General features: G+C 65.4%; 15 protein-coding genes and 1 pseudogene. 4 read left to right on the forward strand and 12 right to left on the reverse strand.

All coding sequences use genetic code 11. The annotated features are described in order from the left end of the window. Positions 1–304 precede the first annotated feature (304 nt). Positions 305–1,999 carry a D-lactate dehydrogenase gene (dld, locus tag FHW97_RS17400; RefSeq protein ID WP_171799351.1) on the forward strand — a complete coding sequence of 565 codons (1,695 nt, stop codon included), beginning with the start codon at positions 305–307 and terminating at the stop codon, positions 1,997–1,999. 113 nt (positions 2,000–2,112) lie between these two features. Here the strand turns inward: dld and FHW97_RS17405 are convergent, their stop codons facing one another. After that, a complete protein-coding gene (locus FHW97_RS17405; protein WP_054132728.1) occupies positions 2,113–2,721 on the reverse strand; it encodes a TetR/AcrR family transcriptional regulator in 609 nt (202 codons plus the stop codon). A 250-nt stretch (positions 2,722–2,971) separates the two neighbouring features. Between FHW97_RS17405 and FHW97_RS17410 the strand changes: the two genes are divergently transcribed. Beyond that, a complete protein-coding gene (locus FHW97_RS17410) occupies positions 2,972–3,814 on the forward strand; it encodes a DUF1080 domain-containing protein (RefSeq protein WP_171799352.1) in 843 nt (280 codons plus the stop codon). A 99-nt stretch (positions 3,815–3,913) separates the two neighbouring features. Here FHW97_RS17410 and FHW97_RS17415 read toward each other — a convergent pair whose 3' ends face one another. The 5 genes from FHW97_RS17415 to htpG form a co-directional block, all read right to left on the reverse strand. Then, positions 3,914–4,318, reverse strand: a complete 405-nt coding sequence (locus FHW97_RS17415; protein ID WP_171793662.1) for a DUF6379 domain-containing protein — start codon at positions 4,316–4,318, stop codon at positions 3,914–3,916. Between the two features lie 40 nt (positions 4,319–4,358). After that, positions 4,359–5,267, reverse strand: a complete 909-nt coding sequence (locus tag FHW97_RS17420) for a sugar phosphate isomerase/epimerase (RefSeq protein WP_171796494.1) — start codon at positions 5,265–5,267, stop codon at positions 4,359–4,361. A gap of 279 nt (positions 5,268–5,546) precedes the next feature. Next, positions 5,547–7,898 carry a TonB-dependent receptor gene (locus FHW97_RS17425; protein WP_168352731.1) on the reverse strand — a complete coding sequence of 784 codons (2,352 nt, stop codon included), beginning with the start codon at positions 7,896–7,898 and terminating at the stop codon, positions 5,547–5,549. A gap of 391 nt (positions 7,899–8,289) precedes the next feature. Then, complete coding sequence (locus FHW97_RS17430) at positions 8,290–8,976, reverse strand: 2'-5' RNA ligase family protein (RefSeq protein WP_253941855.1); 687 nt, start codon at positions 8,974–8,976, stop codon at positions 8,290–8,292. Between the two features lie 110 nt (positions 8,977–9,086). Continuing rightward, on the reverse strand, positions 9,087–10,988 hold the full coding sequence (gene htpG / locus FHW97_RS17435; protein ID WP_171799353.1) for a molecular chaperone HtpG: 1,902 nt from the start codon (positions 10,986–10,988) through the stop codon (positions 9,087–9,089). Positions 10,989–11,169: 181 nt separating this feature from the next. Here htpG and FHW97_RS17440 point away from each other — a divergent pair, with 181 nt between their 5' ends. Both FHW97_RS17440 and FHW97_RS17445 read left to right on the forward strand, forming a co-directional pair. Further along, the gene (locus FHW97_RS17440; RefSeq protein WP_168352729.1) at positions 11,170–11,643 is read left to right on the forward strand and encodes a (2Fe-2S)-binding protein; all 474 of its coding nucleotides are present in this window, start codon (positions 11,170–11,172) and stop codon (positions 11,641–11,643) included. Continuing rightward, the gene (locus FHW97_RS17445) at positions 11,640–13,889 is read left to right on the forward strand and encodes a xanthine dehydrogenase family protein molybdopterin-binding subunit (protein WP_171799354.1); all 2,250 of its coding nucleotides are present in this window, start codon (positions 11,640–11,642) and stop codon (positions 13,887–13,889) included. The genes FHW97_RS17440 and FHW97_RS17445 overlap by 4 nt, the downstream gene beginning before the upstream one ends. 18 nt (positions 13,890–13,907) lie before the next feature. Here FHW97_RS17445 and FHW97_RS17450 read toward each other — a convergent pair whose 3' ends face one another. The 6 genes and pseudogenes from FHW97_RS17450 to FHW97_RS17475 form a co-directional block, all read right to left on the reverse strand. Continuing rightward, positions 13,908–15,128 (reverse strand): NAD(P)/FAD-dependent oxidoreductase, encoded by a 1,221-nt coding sequence (locus FHW97_RS17450; RefSeq protein WP_370525457.1) that lies wholly within the window; start codon positions 15,126–15,128, stop codon positions 13,908–13,910. A gap of 47 nt (positions 15,129–15,175) precedes the next feature. Next, positions 15,176–16,174, reverse strand: coding sequence for a 4-hydroxyproline epimerase (locus FHW97_RS17455; RefSeq protein WP_171799356.1), 999 nt, complete (start codon positions 16,172–16,174; stop codon positions 15,176–15,178). 10 nt (positions 16,175–16,184) lie between these two features. Beyond that, positions 16,185–17,111: a dihydrodipicolinate synthase family protein gene (locus FHW97_RS17460; RefSeq protein WP_171799357.1), complete on the reverse strand. Its 927-nt coding sequence runs from the start codon at positions 17,109–17,111 to the stop codon at positions 16,185–16,187. Positions 17,112–17,190: 79 nt separating this feature from the next. Beyond that, a complete protein-coding gene (locus FHW97_RS17465; RefSeq protein WP_171799358.1) occupies positions 17,191–18,741 on the reverse strand; it encodes an IS66 family transposase in 1,551 nt (516 codons plus the stop codon). A gap of 31 nt (positions 18,742–18,772) precedes the next feature. Continuing rightward, positions 18,773–19,063, reverse strand: a pseudogene (gene tnpB, locus FHW97_RS17470) (IS66 family insertion sequence element accessory protein TnpB); the annotation flags it as partial. Positions 19,064–19,121: 58 nt separating this feature from the next. After that, positions 19,122–19,562: a transposase gene (locus tag FHW97_RS17475; protein ID WP_370525458.1), complete on the reverse strand. Its 441-nt coding sequence runs from the start codon at positions 19,560–19,562 to the stop codon at positions 19,122–19,124. Between the last annotated feature and the right edge of the window lie 99 nt (positions 19,563–19,661).

The following is a 19,661-nucleotide window of genomic DNA, read 5'->3' on the forward strand; positions in this document are numbered from 1 at the left end:
ATCGGGCCGGCGGCGCGGGAAAGGCCCACGAAACGTCTAGGCAATTGTTCTCTCCCTGACATCGGCCCCTGGCATCGGTGATGGCAGCGCAGCGTCGTCAACGGCGCCGACCGTGGCACCACGCCATTTTTAATCAGCGATCAAATGGAAAGCAAGCCGGATCGGTCGTGTCGTCAGCCGTCGCCGGACCGGTGCTGATCTTCGCCAGCCCGGCTGCGGCATTCGTCATCGGGCAGACACTGTGGGTCGATGGGGGTGTTTTCCCCCGTGCACCTTGGCCGTACCAGCAGTAAGAGCTTGCTTGATGCTCTCTACCACTACCCCGCTGCTCGATCGCTTGCGCGCCATTGTCGGCGCGCGCCACGTCCTTACCGGCTGCGATGCGACCCGCGCCTTTGCCACCGGCTATCGCTATGGAAACGGAGATGTTCTTGCCGTGGTGCGCCCAGGCACGCCGCTGGAACAGTATCACGCGTTTTGCGCCTGCATCGCCGCCGATGTGATCGTGATTGCGCAGGCCGCCAATACCGGCCTCACCGGCGGCTCCACGCCGCACGGGCACTATGACCGTCCGGTGGTGATCATCAACACCTTGCGCCTCAAGGGCGTCCACGCCCTGGCCGGCGGAACGCAGGTGGTCTGCCTGGCCGGCGCCACGCTCTATGATCTCGAGCGTGAGCTGGCGCCGCTCGGCCGTGAACCGCATTCGGTCATCGGATCGTCGTGCATCGGTGCATCGGTAATCGGCGGCATCTGCAACAATTCGGGCGGGGCCCTGATCCGGCGTGGCCCCGCCTATACCGAAATGGCGCTGTTTGCCCGGGTCATGGCCGATGGCACGGTCGAACTGGTCAATCATCTCGGCCTGGACCTCGGCACCACGCCCGAGGACATTCTCGGCCGCATCGGCCAAGGGCGCCTGCCCGTCACCGGTGAGGCCGGCGCGGCCCCCTGCGCTGCCTCGTGCCAGGACTATGCCGCGCGGGTGCGCGACATCGCCGCCCCCTCGCCCGCTCGCTATAACGCCGACCCAGAGCGCCTGTTCGAGGCGTCAGGCAGCGCGGGCAAGGTCATGGTCTTTGCCGTTCGGCTCGACACCTTCCCGCGCGAGGAACAGACGGCAACGTTCTACATCGGTACCAACGATACCGCAGAACTCACCCGCTTGCGCCGCACGATCCTGGCGCAATTTCGCGAACTGCCGATCTCGGGCGAATATATCCACCGCGACGCGTTCGATATCGCTGCGGTCTATGGCAAGGACGTGTTTGTCGCGATCGAGCGGTTCGGTACCGACCGCCTGCCCCGCCTCTTTGCGTTGAAGAACCGGATCGACGCAGTGGCACGGCGTTGGCGCATCCTGCCGGCCAACCTCTCCGACCGGGTCATGCAGGCCGCAAGCCGGCTGCTGCCGCAGCATCTTCCGCCGCGCATGCGGGCGTGGCGCGATCGCTTTACCCACCACCTGATCCTCAAGATGCCACGCGATGGCGTGGACGAGGCACGCACCCTGCTGGCGCAGATGTTTCCCAGTGCCACGGGCGACATGTTCGAGTGCACCCCGCACGAAGCGCAGAAGGCCTTCCTCCACCGCTTTGCCGTGGCCGGCGCGGCAATCCGCTACCGAGCTATCCACGCGGATCGGGTTGGCGACATCGTTGCCCTCGACATCGCCCTGCGCCGCAATGACGAGGACTGGCTGGAAGTCCTGCCCTCGGCCATCGCCGATGCGATCGAGGCCCGGCTCTATTACGGCCATTTCTTCTGCCACGTGTTCCACCAGGACTATATCCTGAAGAAAGGCGTCGACCCGCTCGCGCTGGAGCACCGCATGTGGGACCTGCTCGACGCGCGCGGTGCCGAGTATCCGGCAGAGCACAACGTTGGCCACCTCTATCCGGCCAAGCCGGCGCTGGCGGCGCATTACCGGGCGCTGGATCCCGGCAACCGCCTCAATCCCGGCATTGGCCAAACGAGCCGGCAGCGCGACTGGCAATAGCGCGGCGCCAGGACGACTTATCCCTTGCGGATGTCGGCAAAGTCTGCGGCATCCAGTTGGCGGATCATCACGTTGCGGAACAGCATCTCTGCCCCGCCATCTCCGGCGCGCGGTCAGTCGGGAGCGAGCACGGCGCGCAAGGTGATATCGACGATCGTTTCGGCAATATCCACGCTGGGCAAGGCACCATCATCGCTGGGGCGCAACACCCCCTTCTTGCGCATCGTGGCAAAGCCATAGATCGCTGACCAATAGGCCACGACCCGCACGTCGGCATGGGTTTTGTCCACGCCGTCGAGCGCGCCGACAACCTGTTCGCGCAGGGCATTATGGCCCGCGCGCTGGAATTCCAGCAGCGTGGGATCAAGCGTTGGCGTGGTCAGCTCGCTTTCGTACATGAGATCGAGCAGATGCGGGTTCTCTTCGGCGAAGCGGATGAACAGCAAACCCATGCGCCGGAGCTTGTCGGCCGGGCTGGCCTTGCCGGCAAGAACCTGCTCGGTGCCTGCCAGCATTTCGTTGAACCCCTCGGTGGCAAGCGCCAGCAGCAGCGAACGCCGGTCGGGAAAATGATAATAGGGCGCGCCGGGCGACACCCCGACCTCCTGGGCCAGGGTGCGGATGGAAAGCCCGTTGTGCCCGTGCTGCTTCAGGTAGGCACGACCGGCATCAAGCAGGCTGTTGCGCAATTTGTCCCGGTGATACTGCTTCTTGTCGCTCATTCGTTCCCGCCCGGTGATGTGCCGGTTGCCTGGGGCGGGCAATAGCCGCCCCGCTCCGCCTGCATCAGCGGCATTGGCATCCAGCGCCTTGCCTTTTGTACCGCGCGCCAGACGATGTCAAAACGTGAACAGCGCACTGTGGCTGGGCAACGGTGTGAGTACTCGCAATCACCGCTTGCGATAATTTGATCGCTGATTAAAAACACAGGGTATCCGCCGATCAGACGGTATGGAATCCAGGGAGATATGCATGAAAACCACCCGACGCGGCGCGTTGACGCGCCTGGCCGCGACCGGCGTTGCCACCGCCGCGCTGCCGCACGTGGCATCCGCCGCCAGCCGGGCACCAGCCGCAGCGCCCGCCGGGGCCGCGGCTGACGGCTGGCAGCCGCTGTTCAATGGCCGCGACATGGCCGGCTTTACGTTCTTCCAGGATGGAGTGGGCCAGCAGGATCGCGATGGCGTGGTCGATGTCCACGATGGCATGCTGCACCTGCTCGGCCCGCGCTATCGCGGCCCGGCCAAGGCGGGCATGGGCTACCTCGCCACCGATCGCGAGTACGAGAACTATCACCTCAGCCTCGAATACCAGTGGGGCACGCGCCGCTACGAACCGCGCACACTGTGGAAGCGGGACAGCGGCATCCTCTATCATAATCCCCTTGGCCGCGAGTTGCTCTGGCCGGATTCCATCGAATACCAGATCATGGAGCGCAACACCGGCGATGCCCTGCCGATCAACCACCGCGCCATTCCGGCCATCTCGCAAGGCGGGCTGCCCGGTTGGCCCGAAGACCTTCCCGGCAATACGCAATACGCACCGCAAGTCGATGCCGGCGGATCGCTGCGCCAGTGGATCCGCGCCGATGGCAGCTTTGACACGCTGGAGGGGTGGAACACGGTCGAACTGATCGCCCAGGGTGACAAGGCCGCCCATATCGTCAACGGCCGCATCGTGACCGCGCTCTACGGCCTGCAACGCCAGGACCCAGCCGATCGCTCGCGCTACATCCCCCTCACGCGCGGCCGCATCCTGCTGCAGATCGAGGCTGCGGAAATCATGTTCCGCAACGTGAAGATCCGCCAGCTCTGACTTGCGCCGTCATGGAAAAGCAATGGCCCCCGGTGCGCGCGCACCGGAGGCCATTGCTTTTGGCGCCGGCCCTGCAAGGCGCGGCGCGCTTTTGCCCGCTCAGGGCAGGACAATCGTTGCCAGGCGCTCCCCGTTCACCGGCAGAGGCTGCAGGTGCGGCGGGAAATAGGGCGAACGGACGCGGGCCGCCACCTTGACGCGATGGATGCCGGGGGCCAGCCCACCCGCCTTGGGCACCATCACGCTGCCAAAGTCGCCCATCGCCCAACGCACCGTCGTGGCGTCGCGCATGGCGTCCAGATCATAGACCTCGCCATGCAGGCGCAGCTTGGTGATTTCATAGCTGAAGAACTCGTCGTCGAGCGTCACGTCCACGCCGTCGAGCAGCGACAGACGCATGCCGCGATAGTTGGGCAGGCGCAGGCGCACTTCCACCCCCTCGCGCGCATCTTCGGGGCCGTAGTTGCGGAAGCCGGTGGCCTGGATAAGTTGATATTCGTACATGGCATGTTCCTGGAAAATGGCGGTCTAGGGTGCGAGCGGATCAGGCGTCGGCCAGCGCGGCATCGTATTGCGCCTCGAGCTGGCGCATCATGACGTGCTGGCGGCGGACCTGGTCGATCGCCACCCACGGCTCGCGCGCACCTTCGTATTCCGAAGATAGGTAACCGCTGTAGCCCGCGCGCTTGAGCACCGGTATCACCTTGTCCCAGGGGATGTTTTCGCACTGCAGATCATCGTTGATGTAGTGGAACTTCGCCTGGATGAACGCCACGTACTTGGCGATGTCGAGGAACTCTTCGGGATCGACCGCGATGCCGTTGATCAGCTTGGCGTGATCGCTATCACCCTCGGGCACTTCATGCTGCCAGCCCTTGAGCGGACGGTTCTGGAAGATGCCGGTATCGATCAGCAGGCGGAAGTTGGGGGTTCCGGTGCGCTCGATGAAATCGATGTAGCCTTCCACCGCCGGGTGCCTGATCGGCGTGGGCGAATGGATTTCGGGGCAGATCACGATGTCGAACTTATGGGCGAGATCGAGCACCCGCTCGACCGCGCCCGACCAGATCGGATCGGGGGTGAGCTGCGCGTCGATCACGCCGAACTTGGGACGCAGGAACTTGAAGCCAAGCCGGTGGGCCAGGCGCAAATCACGCTCAAGCTCTCCGGCACCTTGCTCGACCGTCAGCTGTCGTCCCAGGCGCAGCTTGGTATCCACCCACGAACACATGTTGGTCGGCTCAAGCTGGTAGCGGTCAAGCAGGCCGAACCACGTGTCGAGCCATTCCTTGCTGGGTTCGGGATAGCACTCCACATGCGTCTCACCCAGGATCTCGATCCCCGTGGCCCCGGTATCGGCGGCGTGATCAAAGCCATCCTCAAGGGTCATGATGCTGCCGAAGTCTTCGGTATAGCTGTAGAGCGATACCCCGTATTTGAACTGCCCGGACATGCTCAACTCCCTGTTCTGTCAATCCCGTGGTGGATCGGGCCATCCGGCCCGTTCTGCGTTCCTGGCCTGCTGCAAAAGCCAGAACAGGAACTACATTCTAATTACGATTTAATCGGTGATCAAATTTCTGGCAAGCGGTCATTCCGCCATCGCGCGGCTGCCTATCCCGCATCCCTGACGCGCCCGGTGGACATGCCGGGGTTGAGCGCCGGCCCAAAAACAAGGCTTCGGAAGCGCCCCCACGCTCCGAAGCCTTGCATCACTTCCGATCGAGAGAGATCAGAAGTTGATCCCTGCCCGCACGCCGATGGTGCGAACGGAGTTGAAGCTGAAGCGCTGGTTGAGCGTCAGCACTGCGGGGCTCAGCGACGCATCGCCGCCGTCCGAACCGATCGAGATCGGGCGGATGGCATTGGTGCAGTTCTTGCAGAACACCGACAGCGTCCAGTTTGCCGCCTTAAGGCCCAGGCTGGCATCCAGCGTATCCCAGCTCGGGATCTGGAACGCCGGGCCAAAGCCGGCTGACAGCGACGAACGGTGGTAATAGCTCAACGAAACCAGGCCATCGAGCGTGTTGGTCAGCGCATGCTGGTAATCAGCGCCAAGCGAGGTGCTGAACTTGGCCGAGAGTGGAATCTGATACCCCGCCGCATTGAACGAACTCTGCGTCGCCGAGCAGCCGCCGGTGGTCTGCGTCGGGTAGCACTGCGCGCCGGGGAAATCGTTGTACTTGGCGTCGGCATACGTGGCCGAGCCAGACAGCGTAAGGCCCGGTGCGACGCGCGCGGTGAACGAGGCGTCCACACCCTTGGTCGTCGCGGTTGCCGCATTGGCGAGCACGAAGGTGCGCAGCACGGTGATCCACGACTGCACCTGCAGGTCGGTGTAGCGGGTGTAGAAGCCCGAAAGGCTGAGCGTCAGGTGATTGTCGAACAACCGGGTCTTGATACCGATTTCGCCGCCCTTCGAGATTTCCGGGCGCACCGCCAGGTTGGCGCCCGGCGCCGGCGCGGTGTTGGAGAAGCCAGGGCCCTTGTAGCCACGGCCGTAGAAGCCATAGACCAGCGTCGTGGGCGTTGCCTGCCAATCGAGGCCGACCTTGTAGCTGAAGTTGGTGGCATCGGTGCTCTGGACCGAGTGGTTGTTGGGGATGCCCAGCGTGACGAAATACTGGCCGGTGTTTTCGAGCAGGTCGATGCTGGCCTTGTCATACGTGACGCGGCCACCGGCGGTCGCCTTCAGCGTGTCGGTCAGGCCATAGCTGACCTGGCCATAACCGGCGAAGCTGTTCTGCTTGAGGGTAAAGCGCGAGTCCTGGCCGAGGAACGAGGTGTTGCTGACCGGGCAAGCCGCCGGCGGCGCGCCAAGTTGGGTGGCACCAACGCAGAACGGGAAGGTCGGCAGCAGGAACGAAGGCAGGCCGTTGTTGCCGCCCAGCAGATTCTGCTGGTTGAGCTGCGAGTGGAAGTAATACAGCCCGGCCTGGCCGGTGAGGCGGTTGCCCGAGGGCAGCGCCAGGCGCAGTTCTTCCGAGAACTGGTTATAGTTCTGATGTGCCGAATTGGTGTTGAAGAAGTTGTACTGGGTTTCGTCGGAATCGAACGAGAAGCCCGTTGTCATGTGCTTCCACGCGGCAATGTTGATCAGCTGGACGCCGCTATCGAACGTGTAGCTGATATTGGCCTGCGCACCGCCGGTTTCAGTGTCGCGGAAGTTGGGGGCATCGGCCTGGAAAATACGATTGGTGGTGCCAGACGGCAGGCCCAAGCCCGTATAGGCACTGCCGGTGCCAAGCTCGCGATAGGTGATGTCATAGCGGCCGGTCACGCCGCGCTGGCGGTTGTAATCGCCCAGGATATAGACGCTGAGCGCGGTGTCCGGCTCCCACAGGTACTTGGCGCGCAGGCCCAGGCTGCGCAGGCCCATGTCATTGCGAACCTTGGGATTTACTTCAGGCCAGGTCACCGAATCCTGCCCGCTGTAGATCGCGTTGAGGCGCAGCGCGCTGTTCTCGCTGACCGGCAGGTTCAACGTGGCCCGCCCCTGGATGCCGTGGCCGTTCTTCACCGGGCGGTCGCGGGTGACCAGTTCCAGATCGGCATTGCCTTCCAGCTTGCCGATCTTGGGCTTGGCAGTGGTGATATTGATCAGGCCGGCCGAGGCATTCTTGCCGAACAGCAGCCCCTGCGGCCCGTTGAGAACCTCGACGCGCTCCAGATCGTAGAACGCGTTGGCGGCAAACTCGCCATTGCCCAGCACCACGTCGTCGACCATCTGCGAAACGCTCGATTCCACCGTCGTGGCAAACGTCGCCGTGCCGACACCGCGGATCGAATAGGTGTTGTCCTGCGCCACCTGAAGGCTGGGCGCCAGCTTGGTGACGGCGCTCAGGTCGTTGACGCCGCGCTTCACCAGCGTTTCGGCGGTGACCACCGAAACGCTGAGCGGCACTTTCATCACGTTTTCAGACCGGCGCTGTGCGGTCACGACGATTTCGCCAAGGCCGTCAGAGGCAGCCGGGGCCGCAACCTGGCCCTGCGCAACCGGCGCGGCGTCCTGCGCCGATGCGGCGGCCAGCGGGGCCAATGCAGCGCCGACGAACAGCGCAGTGTGGATGGACGTTCTGATCATGATGGCCTCCCTCTCCATGTCGTGAAGCACCAGAAAGAGACCCAAGGCGCCCTTTCGCCACTGCGGGCGTGCGCGCATTATCGGTCTTTCCTCCGGCGTCCTGCGTTAGGCGATACATTTTTAATCACCGATTAAAGTCGCCAATATTTTCCGTCGGGCGCCATGTCAAGCGGCTTCGCCCGATCGCCGCGCACACGACGCCCGCCAGCTGCCGATGCGTGCAGACCGGCGCGACGCGTCGAGGAGGCGACGGAGATAGGAAATGAAGATCAACCGCCGGGTGTGATGCGCCGGCGATCACGCTGGCTAATGCCGCCAACGCGGCGCGCGCGCCAACGCGACCAGCACAGCGCTGACCCGTGGCTGCTTGCGTTGACCGTCCGCTACCGCGTCAGCGCGAGCGGAAATGATATTCGGCGAGAGTCCTGACGATCTGGCCATTGGCATCGACCAGCGCGATGCCGATTCCATCGACCTCACCCTGGGCGCGCGGCGGCTGCTGCCCGGTCTTGGTCATATAGCTGGCCAACGCGGGATTGGCCTCGTTGGCCAGCAGGGTCAGATGGGGATCGAACTGCATGAACACGTTGGGCGAGCCATAGCGCTGGAACGCGGGCAGCTTGGCCGGATAGTCCTTCATCCAGGCCGGCGGCGCCAGGTCATGGTCGCGCAGCGGTTCGGCCGCCAGGGTCACTTCATCGGCCAGGCGTTGCAGCGCAGGGTTGTGCACCACGCGCAGGAACAGCCAGTTGGTGGGCGTGCGCTCGGTGCCGTCGATTGCCAGGGGCAAGCGCTTGTGGCCGCGCGCCAGCCGCGCGATCGTGGCCTTGAGGCGGGGCAGCGCGCTGGCGGGATATTGGGTCAGATAAAGCGTGGCATGCACCGCCTGCCCGCGCTGACGAAACGTGGTCATGCCCAGTTGCGCCAGATCGGCGCTGGCCTGGTCCACCGCGGCCACGATCGGGCGCGAGGGGATGGCATAGATATCGATGCTGACCTTGTCCGCTGGCGCAGCCAGAGCCGGGCTGGACGCCGCCAAGGCTGCGGATATGCCCCAGAAAAACGCGCGCCGCATCATCGTATCGTCCCTGCACAGGCCTGCATCATTGCCATCGGCGTGGCAGCCGCGCGCCGCACTTGCAACCGCAAATGGGCGCGCTGGCTGCCCCACCTATCCGCAAGGCCCGATCAGGCCATGGTGGCGCGGGCGATCAGCCGGGCCAGGCGCGCCGCAAAGGCGCGCGGGTCGCGCGGCGGCTCGCCATCGACGATGCGCGCTTCGTCCAGCAGCAGTTCGGCAGCGTCGGCGCGCAGCGCGTCGCCTTCCGGCAGAGCAGCGAGCGCCGCGATCTGCGCGTGCGCCGGGTTCACCTCCAGCACCGGCGCCGCGCCGGCCGGAAGCTGCCCGGCGTTGGCCAGCAGCTTTTCCAGCTGGCGATCGAGGCCACTTTCGCTGGCCACCAGGCACACCGCGCTGTCGGTCAACCGGTCAGACGCGCGCACTTCGGAGACCGCATCGCCCAGCGTATCCTTGACGAACGCCAGGAACGCGCCGACCGCATCGCTCGGCTCGACCTGGGGCGCGTCGGCGCCTTCGGGCAAGGGGATGAGGCTGAGATCGGCTGCCCCTTGCGTGACCGACTTGAACGGCTTGCCATCCAGGTCGATCGCCCCGCGCACCCAGAAGCTGTCCACCTGGTCGGGCAGCAGCAGAACTTCCACGCCGCGCGCGCGGAATCCTTCCAGCTGCGGCGAACTGGCGATGCGATCCAGATCGCTGCCGGTGGCGTAATAGATCGCGGTCTGGTTTTCCTTCATCGCCGCGACATAGTCCTGCAGCGAACGCCATTCCCCGCCCGAGGCCGTGGTCTTGAACCGCGCCAGGCGCAGCAGGGCCTCGCGCCGCTCGAAATCCTCGTAGAGCCCTTCCTTGAGCACGGCGCCGAACGTGTCCCACAGCTTGGCATAGGCCGCCCGATCGTCCTTGGCGGTCTTTTCCAGTTCGCCCAGCACCTTGCCGGTCAGACCCTTCTGGATCGCGGCGAGGATCGGGCTGTCCTGGATCATCTCGCGCGACATGTTGAGCGGCAGATCGGCGGAGTCGACCAGGCCGCGCACGAAGCGCAGGTAACGGGGCAGCAGTTCTGCCTCGTCGGTGATGAACACGCGACGGACATAGAGCTTCATCCGTCCCTTGCGATCGGGATCGAACAGGTCGAACGGACGGGTTTCGGGCACGAAGGCGAGCACGGAATATTCGTGCCGCCCTTCTGCACGGTAATGCAGGGTCAGCGCCGGATCGTCCCACTGCCCGGCCACGCTGCGGTAGAAATCCTTGTATTCCTCGGGCGTGATCGCGCTCTTCGGCTTGGTCCACAGCGCGGTGCCATCGGCCACCTGGGTGCCTTCGGCATCCGGCTTGTCCTTGACCGTGATCGGCACCGGCACATGGCCCGATTGCGCGCGCACCATCTGCTCGATACGCGGCGCTTGCGCATAGTCGGCGGCGTCTTCCAGCAGGTGCAGCACGATGCGCGTGCCGCGCGCCGGTGCATCCTGCGCCGCAACCGCGCCGATGGTATAAGTGCCCAGGCCATCGGAAGACCACATCGCCGCGCCATCCTGCCCGGCCCGGCGCGAAATCACGTCAACCTTGGCCGCGACCATGAATGCGGAATAGAACCCAACGCCGAACTGGCCGATCAGCTGGGTATCTTCCCCGCCCTGCGCCGCCGCAATGCGATCCATGAACGCCTTGGTGCCCGAGCGCGCGATCGTGCCAAGCGTTTCGGCCATGTCGGCTGCGGTCATGCCGATGCCGTTGTCCTCGATCGTCAGGCGGCGCGCATCGGCATCGACAGTGATGGTGATGCGCGGGGCCGGATCGTCACCCAGCAGATCGGGCTGGGCAATCGCTTCATAGCGCAGCTTCTCGCAGGCATCGGCCGCGTTCGAAATCAGCTCGCGCAGGAAGACATCCTTGTCCGAATAGACGGAGTGGACCATCATGTGCAGCAGCTTGGCCACATCCGCCTCGAAGGCGTGGGTCTGCGGGCTGGCGGCGGTATCGTCCAGAACGTCGGCGGTCATCGGTGGGCTCGGCTCCCTCTGTTTGGCAAGACAATGCAATAGGTGTCTTAGGTGTGCGCCCGCCAAGCCGAGTTCAAGCCCGGAAAATATGGCGCCCTGCCCGATATTCATCGTGCCACGGCGATTAGATTGCGATATGAAACCCAAGCATACGTGCTTTGCGAAGAATGGGCTGCCTTTCATGATCGAATTGACCGTCAACGGCCAGAAGCGTCAGATCGACGCTGATGGCGATACCCCCCTGCTGTGGGTGCTGCGCGACGACCTGGGGATGACCGGGACGAAATACGGCTGCGGCATCGCCCAGTGCGGCGCCTGCTCGGTCATGATCGACGGCACCGTGACGCGCAGCTGCGTGACGCCGGTGGAATCGGTCGCCAGCGCACAGATCACCACGATCGAGGCGGTCGAGGCCGATCCGGTGGGCGCCCGCGTGGTGGAAGCCTGGGTCAAGCACCAGGTGCCGCAGTGCGGCTATTGCCAATCGGGCCAGGTCATGGCGGCCACCTCGCTGCTCAAGCAGAAGGCCAAGCCCAGCGATGCCGATGTCGAGGCGGCAATGACCAACCTGTGCCGCTGCGGCACCTACAACGCGATCAAGGCGGCGGTGCGCGATGTCGCTGGCCTGGCTGCCACGCAGGAGCACGGCGCATGACCGAATGGACCCCGCTTGATCCCGCGCTGGCCAAGGTGCTGCCCACCGGCGAACCGGTGAATGTGTCGCGCCGTGGCTTCCTCGGCGGCGCCAGCGCCGGCGCCCTGGTGATCGGCTTTGGCCTGCCGGTGGGCGCAGCCCGCGCGCAGGCAGCCGGCGCTGCCCCGGCGGTGGTGCCCGGCACCCGCGTGCCGGCATTCCTGGCGATCAACCCCGATGGCACGATCCGCCTGCAAAGCCCCTTCGCCGAAGGCGGCCAGGGGGTGTGGACCGCCATGGCCCAGATCGTGGGCGAAGAACTCGATGCCGATCCCGCCACCTTCGTGGTGGAAAACGCGCCCACCGGGCCGGATTACCAGGTCATCAATGGCAAGATGCGGATCACCGGCGGATCGATGTCGGTGCGCAGCAGCTACGACACCATGCGCCGCCTTGGCGCATCGGCCCGCGCCATGTTGATCCAGGCCGCCGCGCAACGCCTGTCGGTGCCGGCCAGCGCGCTCAGCACCCAGCCCGGTCGCGTCGTGCACCAGGCCTCGGGCCGCAGCCTGAGCTATGCCGAACTGGCACCCCATGCGCTAGACCTGCCGGCGCCGACCACGCCGCCCGCGCTCAAGGACCCCAAGGATTTCCGCTGGATCGGCAAGCCGCAGGCCCGACTCGACGTGCGCGCCAAATCGACCGGCAAGGCGCAGTTCGCCATCGACAGCAAGGTCGACGGCATGCTCCACGCCGCCGTCCAGCATGCCCCGCGCCTGGGCATGACCGTGGGCGAGATCCGCAACGAGGCTGCGGTCAAGGCGATGAAGGGCGTGCATTCGGTGCATGTCCTCGATGGCGCGGTCGCCGTTGTCGCGCTGCGTTTCTGGCACGCCCGCCGCGCGGTGGAAGCCGCCCAGGTCGATTGGGTTGAGCCCACCGGGGCCAGCTATCGCCCAATGCCGGCCACCTTCTCCACGGCAGACCACGCCGCCCACCTCGCTACGGTGCAGGGCACGCAAGAAGTGGCCGAAACCGCCGGCGATGTTGCCAAAGCCTTTGCCGAGGCCGGCGCCAAGGGCACGCTCAGCGCCACCTATCACAGCCAATACCTGAACCATGCCCAGCTTGAGCCGCCCTCGGCCCTGGCGCGGTTCAACGCCGATGGCACGCTCGACATGTGGTTCCCCAACCAGGCGCCCGACATGTTCCTGGCCGAAGTGGCCAAGGTATCCGGGCTGCCGCCGGAAAAAATCCGCATCCACTCGCCCCTGCTCGGCGGGTTCTTTGGCCGCCACTTCCTCTATCCCAAGGGCAATCCCTATCCCCAGGCGATCGAACTGGCCAAGCGGGTCAACGCCCCGGTCAAGCTGATCTGGACGCGCGAAGAGGAATTCCTGCGCGATCCGCTGCGGCCGATGGCCGCCGTGCGGTTTCACGGCGCGGTCGATGCCAATGGCATGCCCCTGGCTGTCGAGGCGGTGAGCGCCACCGAAGGCCCGAGGGAGGGCATTGCCGACAAGCGCAGCGGAGAAATCGATCCCACCGCGCTCGAAGGGCTGGCGGGCAAGAGCTACGCCCTGCCCAACAAGCGCATTGCCCAGATCTTCGTCAAAAGCCCCACCACCGTGGCCTATTGGCGGTCGGTCGGCAATTCGATGAATGACTTCTTCTATGAAGCCTTCCTCGATGAACTGGCCGACAAGGGCGGGCAGGATCCCTATGCCGTGCGCTTGCACCTGCTCTCGGGCAACGCCCGCTTGACCACCCTGCTCAAGGCGGTGGTCGATCTTTCCGGCGGCTGGAAGCGCGGCCCGTTCACCGCGCCCGATGGCACCACCCGCGCCCGCGGCATGGCCATGGCCTCGCCCTTCGGCACGCAGACGGCGGCCATTGCCGAAGTCTCGATCGCCGATGGCCAGGTCAAGGTGCACGATGTGTGGCAGGCGATCGATCCGGGCAGCATCGTCAACCCCGCCATCATCACCGCGCAGGTCAATTCCGCCGTGGCGCTCGGCCTGTCGCAAGCCCTGATCGAGGAAGCCGCCTACAAGAACGGCGAACGCGTCGCCCGCAATTTCGATGGCTATCCTATCCTCACCCCCGATCGCATGCCGCGCGTGCACGTGCGCATTGTCGAAAGCGGGGAGAAGATGGGCGGCATCGGCGAACCCGGCCTGCCCGCGGTGCCACCGGCGGTGGCCAATGCCGTGTCGCGCCTGCGCGGCCAGCGCGTGCGCACCCTGCCCATCGGCACGTTGAGCTGAGCCAGGCGCGCCTGATCCTCAGCCAAAACGGGAAAGATCGAACGGCGCCAGCGACACAGCTGGCGCCGTTTTGTCGATCAGCGCCGTGATCAGGTGCGCGGTGGCCGGCGCCAGCGTCAGCCCCAGGTGCTGGTGGCCAAAGGCATAAAACAGATTGGCCGCGCGCGCTGAACGGCCGATCGCCGGCAGGTAATCGGGCAGCGTCGGCCGGCAGCCCATCCAGCGCCGGAACGGCCCGGCCATCGGCAGGCCGAGTTCCGCCACATGACGCTCCAGCCTTTCCCACTTGCGCGGATCGGCCGGGGCATCGGGGTCGCCCAGTTCGACAAAGCTCGCCGCCTGCACGCTGTCGCGATACCGCGTGACGATCATCGCGCGCTGTTCGAACACCACCGGCGGCAGATCGGCCGGCCAAGCGCGCGCGTCGGCGCGGATGTGATAGCCGCGCTCGGCAATCATCGGCACCGCGTGGCCCAAGCCTTGCAAGATGGGCGCGGCACGCACGCCAGCGCAAACCAGCACGGTGTCAGCCCCCAGCCCCGGTATGTCTGCCCGACCATGCGCGATCGTCACTTGCGCGCGCTCGGCGTGCAGGCGTCCGCCGCGCGCCACAAAGGCATGGCGCAGCGCCTGGCGCAGCGCATCGAGATCGGCAATCTGCGCCGTACCGGCAAAGCGCACAGCGCCCGCCACCGGCTGCCCACACAGGGCGGAAAGGCGCGCGACATCCTCGTAGGTGGCTCGCGCCACCCTTGCCGTGCCAGTCTGGGCCGCCTGCCATGCGGCACGGCCGGCAGCGGCAGCGTGGGCATCATGCCAGGCGACAAGATGCCCTTCTTCGCGCAGCAGGTCCGGGGCGCCAAGGCGCGCCACCAGGTCACGCCAGGCCGGCAGGGCCTGCGCCATCAGCGGCGCCATGGCCGCGCAGCCGGCATGAAAGCGCGCCGAGCGCGCCGCTGCCATCAGCCGCAGGCCGAACGGCAGCCATCGCCCGATGGCGCCCGGCGGAAAGGCCAGCGGCCCGCCCCGGGAAAACAGCCGGCCGGGCAAGGCGCGGATGGTGACAGGCGACGCAAGTGGCTCGACCTGTTCGGTCGCGATATGCCCGGCGTTGCCCCACGATGCGGCTTGGCCCAGGCGATCGTTATCGATGATGGTGACGCTGTGCCCGGCCTCGACCAGCGCGATCCCCGCACAGAGGCCGACCACGCCGCCACCGACAATTCCGATCGCTGCCACGACGACGCCACTCCCCCTTGCGCGCATCCCGCGCCAGGCACATTCACTCAGGTAACCTGGAAACCAGCCCAGAACGGATCATCGCGGTCAATCCAGATCGTATTGAAGCCCGTCGCCACGGCCGATCCCTCGATCGAGGGGATGATCGCGGGCTGATCGCCCAATGTCACTGCCTGCTCCACCCGGCCGGTAAAACGCGAACAGATATAGCTTTCGTGCACGAAAGTGTCACCCACGCCCAGCTTGCCCTGCCCCGCCAGGTGCGCCAGGCGCGCCGAGGTGCCGGTGCCGCAGGGGCTGCGGTCGATCGCCTTGTCGCCATAGAACACGGCATTGCGCCCATCGGCGCCGTCATGCTTGGGCTGGTCGGTCCACAACACGTGGCTGACACCGCGAATGGTGGGATCGAGCGGATGCACCGGCTCGAACTGCGCGCGCACGGCCTCGCGCACGCGTTGCGACAGCGCCACGATCCGCGCCGCGCCCAGGTCGTCCAGGCCGGTATAGGCGCCCTGCGGCTCGACAATGGCGTAATAGTTGCCGCCATAGGCCACATCGACCGATAGCGCGCCGATATCCTCCACCTCCACGGCAATGCCCCGCGCCGCCACATAGGATGGCACATTGGTGATCCGCACCGACGTGACCTTGGCGCCTTGTGTCTGGTAGGCGATCTCGATCGTGCCGGCTGGCACTTCCACCTTGAGGCGGCCGGGCACTGCCGGCTGGATCAGGCCATGTTCCAGTCCGAACGTGATGATGCCGATCGTGCCATGGCCGCACATCGGCAGGCATCCGCTGGTTTCGATGAACAGGATACCGATATCGTTGGCCGGATCGACCGGCGGATAGAGAAACCCGCCCGACATCATGTCATGCCCGCGCGGTTCAAAGCACAGCCCGGTACGGACCCAGTCGAACCGGGCGAGGAAATCCTGCCGCCGTTCCGACATGGACGCGCCTTTGAGCAACGGCGCCCCGCCCGCCACCAGGCGCACGGGATTGCCGGCCGTGTGCCCATCGATGCAAAAGAACGTGTGGCGCATCGTCGCCCGCTCAGGCCAGCACGGGTTCGGCGCGCGTCGGGGTCAGATCGGGCCGGGTGGCGGCCGCCTTTTCGACCATGGCGATCACTTCGGCGCGGCGTGCACCCTCGAGCACATAGCGCGGCGGCAGCACCCGTTCCGAACCACGGCCCATCACCTGCTCGGCCAGCTTGATCGACTGGACCAGGTCATGTTCGGCATCGAGATGCAGCAACGGCATGAACCAGCGATAGATTTCCAAGGCCTTGGCATGGTCGCCACGCTGAAAGGCATTGACCAGTTCGACCGATTCCTTGGGAAAGGCATTGGTCAGGCCAGAAACCCAGCCCTGCGCGCCCAGGAACAGGCCTTCCAGCGCCACGTCGTCCAAGCCAGCAAACAGCACGTAGCGATCGCCGAAGGCATTGCGAAAATCGGTGAACCGACGGGTATCGGGCGCCGATTCCTTCACCGCCACGATGTTGTCCACCTCGACCAGGGCCGCCAGAACGTCCTTGTCGATCACGGTGCGATAGGCCGGGGGGTTGTTGTAGAGCATGATCGGCAGATCCATGCTTTGCGCAACGCCCCGGAAATGGGCGACCAGTTCGTGCGGCTTGGGCACATAGACCATCGGCGGCAGCAGCATCACGCCATCCGCCCCAGCCTTCTGCGCAGCCCGCGCATAGCGCACGGCGCGGCGGGTGTCGTATTCCGAACAGCCGGTGATCACCGGCACGCGGCCATCGACCACTTCCACGATGGCGGAAAGAACCTGGACCTTCTCGTCGAATTCGAGAGAGTTGTTTTCCCCCACGGTGCCCAGCGCGATCACCCCGGTAACCCCGTCGCGGATCAGGTCGTCCACCACGCGCTGGGTGTCGGCCAAATCGATCGACAGGTCTTCGCGAACCTGCGTGGTGACTGCCGGGAACACGCCCTTCCAACCGATTGCCATCTATCGTCGTCCTGATCCTGCTTAGCTACCAGATCGTATACGATATCATGGAGTGGTCGGCAATCGGTAAGCGGTGTTCTCAGCCCACGTCGGTCCATGGCATGAGTTGGCCGACGCTGTTTGCGGGATGGCCGTTGGCCAGCTTGGTGAGGGTTTTGGTCAGCCAGGTGTGAGGATTTATGCCGGAGAGCTTGCAGTTCTCGATGAGCGTGGCGATGACGGCCCAATTGTCGCCGCCCTCATCGGAGCCGGCGAACAGGGCGTTCTTGCGATTGAGGGCCAGGGGCCTGATGCTGCGTTCCACAGAGTTGCTGTCGAGGTCGATACGGCCGTCGTCGAGAAAGCGGGACAAGCCCTCCCAACGGGTGAGCGCATAGCGGATTGCCTCGCCGAGCTTGGCCTTGGCGCTGACCTGGCAGGCGCGGGCCTCGAGGTGTCGGTGTAGATCGTCGATGATGACGCGACTGCGCTCGTTGCGAACGTCTCGGCGCTGGTGGGCCGATTGGCCGCGCACTTCCTTCTCAACGAGATAGAGCAGGGTGATGCGGCGCAGCACTTCGGTCGCGACCGGGGACGTGTCGGCCAGTTCGAAGAATTTGCGTCTCACGTGTGCCCAGCAGAACGCCAGGCTCACCTGTTGGCGACGCTTGGCGAGTGCGGCATAACCGCCATAGCCATCGACCTGCAGGATGCCGGCGAAGTCGCCAAGATGGGCTTCGGCTCGCTCGCTTTTGCGGTCGGCGGCATAGACATAGGCGACCATTGGCGGATCGCCGCCGCCCCATGGCCGATCGTCGCGGGCATAGGTCCATAGCTGGCCGGTCTTGGTCCGACCGCGCCCGGGATCGAGCACCGGTGCTGTCGATTCGTCGGCAAACAGCCGCTCGGATCGTCGCAGTCGTTCGAGGGTATGATCGCGTAAAGGTCGCAGATACCAGGCGGCCCTCCCGACCCAGTCGGCCAGGGTCGAGCGATCGAGATCTATGCCCTGCCGGGCGTAGATCTGCGCCTGGCGGTACAATGGCAGGTGATCGGCGTACTTGGCGACCAGCACTTGCGCGATCAGGGCTTCGGTGGGGATACCGCCTTCGACGATCCGGGCCGGCGCCAGAGCCTGCACGACCGCGCCCTCGCATGAGCGGCAACCATAACGCGGCCGGCGCGTAACCAGCACGCGGAACGTGGTCGGCACGACGTCCAGGCGTTCGGACACGTCCTCGCCGATCTGGTGGAGTGTGCCGCCGCAGCATGGGCATGGCCGGATGCCATCGACGCTCTCGACATCCACGATCTGCTCGATCCGTTCGAGATGCGCGGGCAGCGAACCCCGGTTGGTCTTGCGCGGCCGGTCGGACCCGGCATGTCCTGCCGCGGCCTCGCGCGCGGCACGGGCCTGGCCGAGCGCTGTCTCGACATCTTCGAGGCCCAGTTGCAATTGGTCGGGATCGAGCTGTTCGGAACGAGCGCCATAACGATGCCGCATGAAGGCATCGATGATCGACTGCAGGCGCTCGATCTCGGCATCGGCTTCGCCTTTGGCGGCGGCTATCTCGGCCAGCTTGCGGGACTGCTCGATGACCAGTGCGCGCAGCGCGTCCATGTCTTCGGGCAGATCCGTTTCCATCAACATGGGGATAGTGAATCAGCCAGGCAAAGTCCCGTCAACCGGCGATTTTCGGGGCGATCGGGCGGCGCCCGCCATGCACCCGGCGCCAGTCCAGCCCTTCTAGCAAAGCACCAAGCTGTGCTGCTGTCAGGCGCATGACGCCGTCCTGGATCCCGGGCCACTTGAAACCGCCTTGTTCGAGTTTCTTCGCCATCAGGCACAGGCCTGTGCCGTCCCACCAGACCAGCTTGACCCGATCGGAGCGCTTGGCCCGGAACACATAGATCACGCCGGAATAGGCATCCCCGCCATATTCGGCACCGACCAGCGCGGCCAAAGCGTCCGGTCCTTTGCGGAGACCGGGCGCGTGGCGACCATCACCCGCGCGCCGGCGCCAGGTCCGATCATCGCGCCCCCTTGAGCGCTTCGATCACGGCCGCGATCATCCCGGCATCGGCACCACGCGCGATCTTCACCGCAACGCCATCGATCTCCAGTTCCATGGCCGCCGCTGGCGGGCGTCGTCGCCGCTTGACCTTGCGTACCGGCGCGGGCGCAACCGTGGGGGCCGGCGGAGCGCTCGGCTCGATGACGGCCGGTACGAACGCGACAGCGACCGGCGCTGCTACCGGCGGCGCCAATCCCTGATCCACCAGTTGTTGGTGCAGGCTTTTACGCCAGGCATAGATTTGTGAAGGATCAAGTCCATGCCGGCGAGCAACGGCACTGACACCTTCACCGCCCGAATAGCACTCGGCAACAATCGACGCCTTCACCTCTGGTGGCCACTCGCGCCGCTTGCCCGCGCCCGTGAATACCTCGAACCGCTGCGCTCCCTTGCTCACAGGATCGTCACCCGAGATTATCATAGTAGCAGCGCACTCCAGCCCGATTAGGGCGCGAAGACTCGGCGCTGCGCTTCATGCACGCAAGGTGGGGCCGCG

The organism is Novosphingobium sp. SG754 (assembly GCF_013149315.1).
Taxonomy (GTDB): Bacteria; Pseudomonadota; Alphaproteobacteria; order Sphingomonadales; family Sphingomonadaceae; genus Novosphingobium; species Novosphingobium capsulatum.